The sequence below is a fragment of the uncultured Enorma sp. genome, from assembly GCA_905210055.1.
Taxonomy (GTDB): domain Bacteria; phylum Actinomycetota; class Coriobacteriia; order Coriobacteriales; family Coriobacteriaceae; genus Enorma.
In genome coordinates, this window is record CAJLVH010000105.1 from 1 (window position 1) to 7,176 (window position 7,176).

Here is a 7,176-nt window from a genome sequence, read left to right on the forward strand (position 1 = left end):
TCTTCGGCATCCGATCCGCACGCTCGGAGAAGCAGCGCGCCGTGTCGAGGTCCTGGAAGCCCAACGCGAGCTGCACGTCGCAGTTGCCCATGATGGACATGGCGCGCGACCGGCCGTAGCGTGCCTCGAGCTGATTCACAGACTGCAGCAGCAGCGTGACCCAGATCTCTCGACTGCGTGCGACGGCGAGCAGGTCGTCGATGTTGTTGATGTAGAGGTTCGCGAAGTCGTCGAGGAAGAGCCGTACGGGAACGGGCATGCGGCCGCCCGGGCAACGGTCCGCTTCGCGCAGGAGCGCCTTGAAGGCCTGGTCGACGAAGAGGCTCGTGAGTGGATCGAGCGCGCGGTCGATGTCGCTCATGGTCACGAAGAGCGCGCGGCGCTCGTGGCCGAAGCGGGCGAAATCGACCTGGCGGGAGACGGTGTAGAGTCTGAGCGCCCCGTCGAACCCCAGGCACATGAGCTTCTCGGCAATGATGCCGATGATGCTCGCGTTCATCTTCTCGGCATCGCGCGTGGAGGCGTAGCGCAGGTACATCGAGGATGCGAGGCTATCGGGGTCGCTCACCTCGAGGTCATCGAGCAAGCGGAATGTCGCACCGTCATTCAGGTGCTCGGCAAGCTCGACCAGCGCAGCGAACGTCTGCTCCTCGCGCGGCAGCTCTTCCATCACGTATGCGATGAGCGCGGCAAGGAGGTTTGCCGCGGCGCGGTCCCAGAACGGCTCCTTCCCGTTCTCGACAGGGCAGAGTGCGACAGCGATGGAGAGGATGTCCTGCTGGTTGGGGCGGCCGTGGGAGTCTCGACGGATGAACGAGAGCGGGTTGTAGCCCACGTGCGCGGCTCCGGCGGGAAGCGGTCGCGGCTCTTCGCAGATGTTCGCGAAGTCGAGGCACTCGACCGTATAGCCTGCACCAGCGAGCATCGTGCCCATCTCGCGGCAGAGCGTGCCCTTGGTGTCGAGCACGATGAAGCTCGAGCCCATCTGAAGCAGGTTGGGCTTGAGCACGTGGCGCGTCTTGCCCGCGCCTGATGGGCCGATGACGAGCATGTTGTTGTTGATGCCCGTCTGGAAGGAGTCGGTCTCGATGGTGCGGTTGCGGCCGACGATGGTCTGGCTCTGGTAAGCGGTGCGGTCGATGACGTTCGGCAAGTCCGTGGACATGAGCAGCATCCCTTCTGAAACGTATTGGTTTTGGTCTGGCGCGCCCTTGCATCAGGCGGCAGCGAGGCGGGCAGAGAGCGTGGGATTGCGGCGTGCCTGTGTGCGAGCACACGCTGCCCCGGTTCCATAGCACCTCGCAAGCGCCAGGGGTTCGAAGAACAGGGGCAGGGCCAAGCGCTGCAAGCGTTCCTCGGGACTCTCCGGATCCTCATCCCACCAGGGATAGTCCTCGTCCTCGCAGGCCTCATCGATACACGCTCGCTTCTTCGCGAAGTGCTCGCACATGACCTCGGCAGAGCAGTCGCGCGATTCCCCGAGCGCCCCGGTCGCCCGTGCGGAATACTGCTTGAAGTCCGGCGCTGCCGGGCCCTTGGAGAGTTCAGGCGACGACCTGACGGCTTCGAGGATGTCGCCCGCCGTGGAAAAGCAGAAGGCATAGAACAGCGCACGCGCTTCGGCAGCATTGAGGTCGTTGCCACAGTACTTCCGTGCCATGTGAGCGAAATCGTATCGGGGCGAGCGCCGGCGCTGCGAACGAGATGTCTCCCTGCCCGTATCGTCAGACGCTTGGCCGGTCTCTTTCTGCTCACGGGCTTTGCTGTTCCACATCGTGTACTTGCGGATCGGGTCGAGCAGGCCGTCTACGAGCGCCTCCCGACTCGCGGTGAGGGCGACGAGGGCGTTGTGATCCTGCGCGTTGCGGGCGGTGGCGTCGAGGATCATCGCGAGGCGCGCGATGCCGCCGACATCGCCTGTCCATTCGGGCAGCTCCGCGCCATAGCTCTCGAGGTACAACCCGGTCATCCCCGACGTAGCGATGCGGTGGCACATGCGGCGCGCCTTCGCGTCTCCGCAGTAGCGCTCCCAGGGGGCACGCGCAAGGACGGAGAGGCTGGCAGCGATCAGTTCGGGCGGAACCATGCTGTCAAGCGCCGCATCGATGCGGCCGGCAAGTACGGTAGCTCGCGTGTTCATGCTACGCCTCCACGCACGTCTCGGAACCGAATAGATCCTGGCAGCGGCGCACCTCTTCGCGGTGCTCCTCCTCATACGCCCAGACGCGCTGCAGGGAGGAAAGATAGGTTGCGAGCATCTCCTCATCGCTCGGGCGGCCGTACCGCTCGTACTCGACGCCTCCCTCATGCGCGAGCAGCGCGTCGAGTTCGCCGGAAAGCGCCATACCGAGCGCCGCCCGCGCGTCCTGCGCTGCGTAGATGAGCGTCGCGTATTCTGGGTTCGAATCGAAAAAAGTGTGCTGCGCGGTAGCGGTAGGGTGTGCCATGTGGTTCCTCTCCTATCTGATACGTGTCATTTCCATCGTGATGTGCTCGAGGGTGGGGCGCCGTATGCGCACTGCGTCCCGCAGATTGCTCTGCAGTGCTTTCTAGCAGCGGGGAAGTCGGTAGTCGGCCATGATGGCGAGCGGACAGAGCAGCTTGTTGTACGCCCCGATGGCAAGCAGCGCGCCATATTCATCGTCGGTGCGCGCCCCGGCGGCCATATCGCGCACGACAGCCGCGATGGGCTGGCCGTCGTCTGCGCTCACGTGCGCCGTCTTGATGGGACAGATGGTGTCGCAGGCGATGGTCTTGAAATAGGCCAGGCGCTCCTGACGCGGCATCTCGCGCTTCTCGGGCTCGTTTCCGTCGCCCCCGGTGAGATCGATCATGGAGACCGTTTTCGAGATGCCGAAGAGCTCCTCATCGTCGTAGAAGAACCAGACGGCGGCTTCAAGCTCGCAAAACGGGATCTCGAGCAAGACGGAAACCGTCGCGCGCGCCTCGTCCTCCGTCATGCCCATGAGCTCGAAGCGATCGGTGGCGTCTTCCCGTGCGTCATCTGGCAGCTTGAGCATGCCGGCGAACAGGGGCTGTGCGTAGTATCCCTCACCGAAGCTCGGCGCCTCTTCGTATGCGTCGGCGCGATGCGCGTCGACGCCGTGCCGCTCGAGCACGTCGATCGCTGTGACGACGAGCTCGGTCAGGCAAGGCATGATGCAGGCGAGGCCCTCCTTGATCTTGCCTGCGCGCTCGGACGCATCGGGCGCGGCGCCGGTGGCGTCCTCGTCGGGATTGAGGTCCTCGGCAGGCGGCTCATAGGGCTGCTCCCAGGGCACGACGTTCGACCCGTCGTCGCCTTTGGCATCCATGAGCTTGGGCTGGTATTCCTCGAGGTCGAAATAGTCTCCTGTGATGAGATGGGCTGCGGTGCCGAGCGTCTTGCCCCGATAATCCCAGAGATCCGGCACGAACCTCCCCAGGTAGCCATCGATGCACGCACGAGTCGCCTCCGCCGTGCGCCCGAATCCCCCTACCAGGTGTGCGAGCGGTATCCGGGCGAACGTCGCGAACGCGCCGAGGATGCAATCATGGTAGGGGCGGCGGAGCCGGTTGAGCTCTTCCTCGCGAGCCCTGTCTTCCTGTGCCATGCGCTTCAACTCTGCTTGCAGGGCGGGGTTTTCGGCCGACATTTCGGCAAGATCCGTCTCCAGCTCTTCCAGCAGATCTTCGAATGTCGGAAGTTCTTCGTCCATGTGACCTCCCTTGCTTGATAGCCTGTGTTGTCGTTGCGTGCGGTCGCTGTCCTGCGCACCGGCCGGCACCGCCTGCGATGCAGGGGTGTCCAGCCGGCCATACTCGTCCGGTGGCCGACGCATGTGCGCCGGCGCGGCTCCGTCTGCCGCCGCTCTCGTTCCTTGTGGCTGCTGCCACCGGACGTGTTGCCACACCGCCCTCCCCGCAAGGTCATCGCCCCGGCAGGCTCGCTTCCGCAGGTCATCGCGCGCTCGGGGCGCGCTCGCCACGGGACGGGGCTGCGCCGGGCGCACGCCGCCGAAGGGAGGACGGCGTGTATGCAGTTATCAAGGTTCCAGGCCCCATCGATTCCGCTCGACGCAGGAACAACCACGCCGAAACGGGATGGGGGGGTCAGTACCCCGGGACGCAACGCCTCGAATAGAGACAGCTCCGCCAAGGGTCTGCTGAACCACATGCACTACGCGCTATAAAGTTGTTAGACAGTGTTCCTCATGCTTGCCGTTACCTCTTACTCGCTACAACTCGCATCTGATGTGCTCGGCGCTCCGGAACAGGCTCTACCTTTCACCCGGAGCAAATACGGAAGAAAAAGTGTGTACGCGTACTATACACCCACCGCGCGTGAAGGTGCTCGAGAACTTCTAAAATATTTTTCCGCGCGTGAGATTCCCCGGCTGTCGCCCCGCACCTGGCTTTTATCCCTTGCGCACCTCATAGGGCGTGTCCTCGCCGCGGCTGAACGCGAGCAGTGCCTCGGTCGTGCTGCGCACCATGTGCTCGACATCTTCCGCCGTATAGAACGCCATATGTGGCGAGACGATCACGTTCGGCAGCGCCATGAGCACTGCGCGGTCACGATTGGGCAGCACCTCGCGGCTCGCATCGCGGTAGTAGAGGTTCGATTCATGCTCGATGGTGTCGAGCGCCGCGCCGCCCAAATGCCCGGACTCGATCGCGTCCACGAGCGCTGCCGTGTCGACGAGCATGCCGCGGGCGGCGTTCACCAGGATGGCACCCGTCTTCATGCCGGCAAGCTCCGCAGCACCGATCATATGCCTGTTCTCGGGCAGACCGGGCGCATGGAGCGTCACGATGTCCGCACTTGCGAGAAGTTCCTCAAGCTCGACATATTCGGCAAGATTACGCACGTCGTCGCGCGGATACGGGTCGCATGCGAGGATTCGGCAGCCAAAACCCGTAAGCTCGCGGATCACGCATGAGCCGATGGCACCGGTGCCCACCACGCCCACGGTACACGACGCAAGCGAACGCCCGATCTTGCCCTCGAGGCCGAAATCCTGCGCCGCGGCCTGCCGGAACACGAACTTCGCCCGACGGAGCGCCATGAGCATGAGCATGATGGTGTAGTCCGCCACGCCCTCCGGCGGGTAGGCCGCGTGGGCGAGGCGCATGCCGAGGGCGCGTGCGTATTCGACGTCGATATGGTCGTAGCCGATGGAGCGCGTCGCGATTGCACGGACACCCAGCTCGTGGTAGCGGTCGAGGAGCTCGGGCGTCATGGGGTTCGTGATGATGGAAAGCGCCTCCGCGCCGCGCGCGAGCTCTGCGTTCTCGAGCGTGGGATAGTCGGCCGTCCAACCGAACTCGAACCCAAGTTCCTGGCTAAGCGCCTCAAGGTATCTCAGCTCGTCAAACGGACGGAGTGCGAACGCGAAAAGCTTCATGGCCATTCCTCTCGCAGTGATAATCTGAGTCCAAACATAGATTATCACTTCGCCCAGGCGCAACTGCCGCGCAAGTGTGACACTTTCCCCTGGCACCACTGTCACGCGTGACAGTTTCCCCTGGCACGGCTGTCACGCAAGTGTGACAGTTTCCCCTGGCACCACTGTCACGCGACAGCAAAAAGCCCGGTACCCACCGAAAAAAGGCACCGAGCTTGCTGCGAACACTGGAGCCAGCGACAGGAATCGAACCCGCAACCCGCTGATTACAAATCAGCTGCTCTACCGTTGAGCCACGCTGGCGTCTAGCTTGTTCAGGATACTGAAAGCGCTGCAGCCGCGCAAGCAGCCAATGATTCCTCTGAGGAAAATTCACCTCATGCGGTTGCGCAGCGCCTCGAGCTTGGCCAGCGTATCCGGCGAAAGTCTGCTGCCGAGGGTCAGCTTGACCTGCGGCGCCTCCTCGGCCTCTTTGACGTCGGCATCGAAGAGGCGCATCTCTTCCACGAACATGCGCGCCGAGATGCGGGTGACGCCCTTGCCCATGACCGTCGCCTGGATGGTGCCGTCGCTCGTCACCACGGAGCAGGCGCGCCCGGCCTCGCGCGCCTCGGTGCACAGGCGCTGCACCACCGTGTCCGCCGAGACACCCGGGGGCGAGAACTCGATGCGCACGCCCGCCTGCGGCAAGTTGGGACGATCGGCCGAGACGTTGCCCGCGCCGTCGAACACGATCACCGGCTCGTAGCGACGCTGCGCGAATGCAGCAACATCTGCGATGAGCGCCGTGCGGGCACGGTCGTAGACATCGCTCGAATACGGATCGTCTGAGTGGTCGAAGATGAGGTGCTCATAGCGCGGTGCGGCGTGGATGACATTGTATCCGTCGACGACGAGCAGCTCGCGCTGGCCGCGCGCGTTCGTCCCGCGCGCCGGATCGACAACGCTTGCCGGTGCGAACGCGGAGGCAAAGGCGTTGCCCGCGCCGTACGTCGCCGCGTTCACCGCCGCGCGTGCCGAACCCTCGCCGAAGCGCTTGGCTTTCGCCTTCTTCCGACTCTTCTTGCTCATCTCGTCCCTTCACGCCAAAGTAAAAATAACCCAAGGGTTATGTTGCATGCGACAAATCACGCGAAAAAGCGCATCCTTTCGCACATGTAAAATAACCCCTGGGGTAATTTTACATACCGACTTACTGGTTCTGTCGCAGCCATTCGTAGCAGAGCGCCGTCGCTGCCTGCGCCACATTCAGGCTTTCCGTTTGCCCGCGCTGCGGAAGCTTGGTGAGGTCGTCGCAGGTCTCGAGCACGAGCCGGCTGATGCCATCGCCCTCGGAGCCCATAACGAGCGCGATGCGCCCAGCAAGCGGCGTCTCCCAGCACACGCCCTCGGCATGCTCAGACGCCCCGACCGCCCAGAACCCGGCAGCCTTCAAGTCCTCGAGCGCACGAGCGATATTCGGCACGCGCGCGATGGGCAGGTGCATGACCGCGCCGGCGCTCGTCTTGTACGTAGTGACGGTGACCTCGGCCGCGCGCTTGCTCGCGATGACGACGCCCGCGGCACCCACGACCTCCGCCGAGCGGACGATGGCCCCAAAGTTGCCCGCGTCGGTCACGTGGTCGAGCACCACCACGAGGGCCGCGCCGTCGCCTGCGCGCGCGACAACATCCTGGAGGCTCGCATAGGGGAACTCCCCCACCTCGAGCGCGATGCCCTGATGCGCGCCGTGAGCAGAAAGCGCATCGAGCTCCGCGCGCGACACGCGCCGCACGGGAATGCCCGCAGC

7 protein-coding genes and 1 tRNA gene are annotated in these 7,176 nt (G+C 64.2%); all 8 read right to left on the reverse strand.

Annotated features, from left to right (window positions below):
• A partial coding sequence (locus QZ079_RS07040) for a VirD4-like conjugal transfer protein, CD1115 family (RefSeq protein ID WP_297036929.1) occupies positions 1 to 1,165 on the reverse strand: 1,165 nt, incomplete at its 3' end.
• A 51-nt stretch (positions 1,166 to 1,216) separates the two neighbouring features.
• Entirely contained in the window at positions 1,217 to 2,140 is a 924-nt protein-coding gene (locus QZ079_RS07045) for a hypothetical protein (protein WP_297036933.1), read from the reverse strand.
• Position 2,141: 1 nt separating this feature from the next.
• Entirely contained in the window at positions 2,142 to 2,447 is a 306-nt protein-coding gene (locus tag QZ079_RS07050) for a hypothetical protein (RefSeq protein ID WP_297036935.1), read from the reverse strand.
• Positions 2,448 to 2,549: 102 nt separating this feature from the next.
• Entirely contained in the window at positions 2,550 to 3,698 is a 1,149-nt protein-coding gene (locus QZ079_RS07055) for a hypothetical protein (protein ID WP_297036938.1), read from the reverse strand.
• Positions 3,699 to 4,397: 699 nt separating this feature from the next.
• On the reverse strand, positions 4,398 to 5,387 hold the full coding sequence (locus QZ079_RS07060) for a D-isomer specific 2-hydroxyacid dehydrogenase family protein (protein WP_297036939.1): 990 nt from the start codon (positions 5,385 to 5,387) through the stop codon (positions 4,398 to 4,400).
• 228 nt (positions 5,388 to 5,615) lie between these two features.
• Positions 5,616 to 5,690 (reverse strand) — tRNA-Thr (locus QZ079_RS07065).
• Positions 5,691 to 5,759: 69 nt separating this feature from the next.
• Positions 5,760 to 6,458 carry an NYN domain-containing protein gene (locus tag QZ079_RS07070; protein ID WP_297036940.1) on the reverse strand — a complete coding sequence of 233 codons (699 nt, stop codon included), beginning with the start codon at positions 6,456 to 6,458 and terminating at the stop codon, positions 5,760 to 5,762.
• Between the two features lie 121 nt (positions 6,459 to 6,579).
• Positions 6,580 to 7,176, reverse strand: a 597-nt coding sequence (gene rlmB / locus QZ079_RS07075; protein ID WP_297036943.1) for a 23S rRNA (guanosine(2251)-2'-O)-methyltransferase RlmB, incomplete at its 5' end; no start/stop codon positions are given.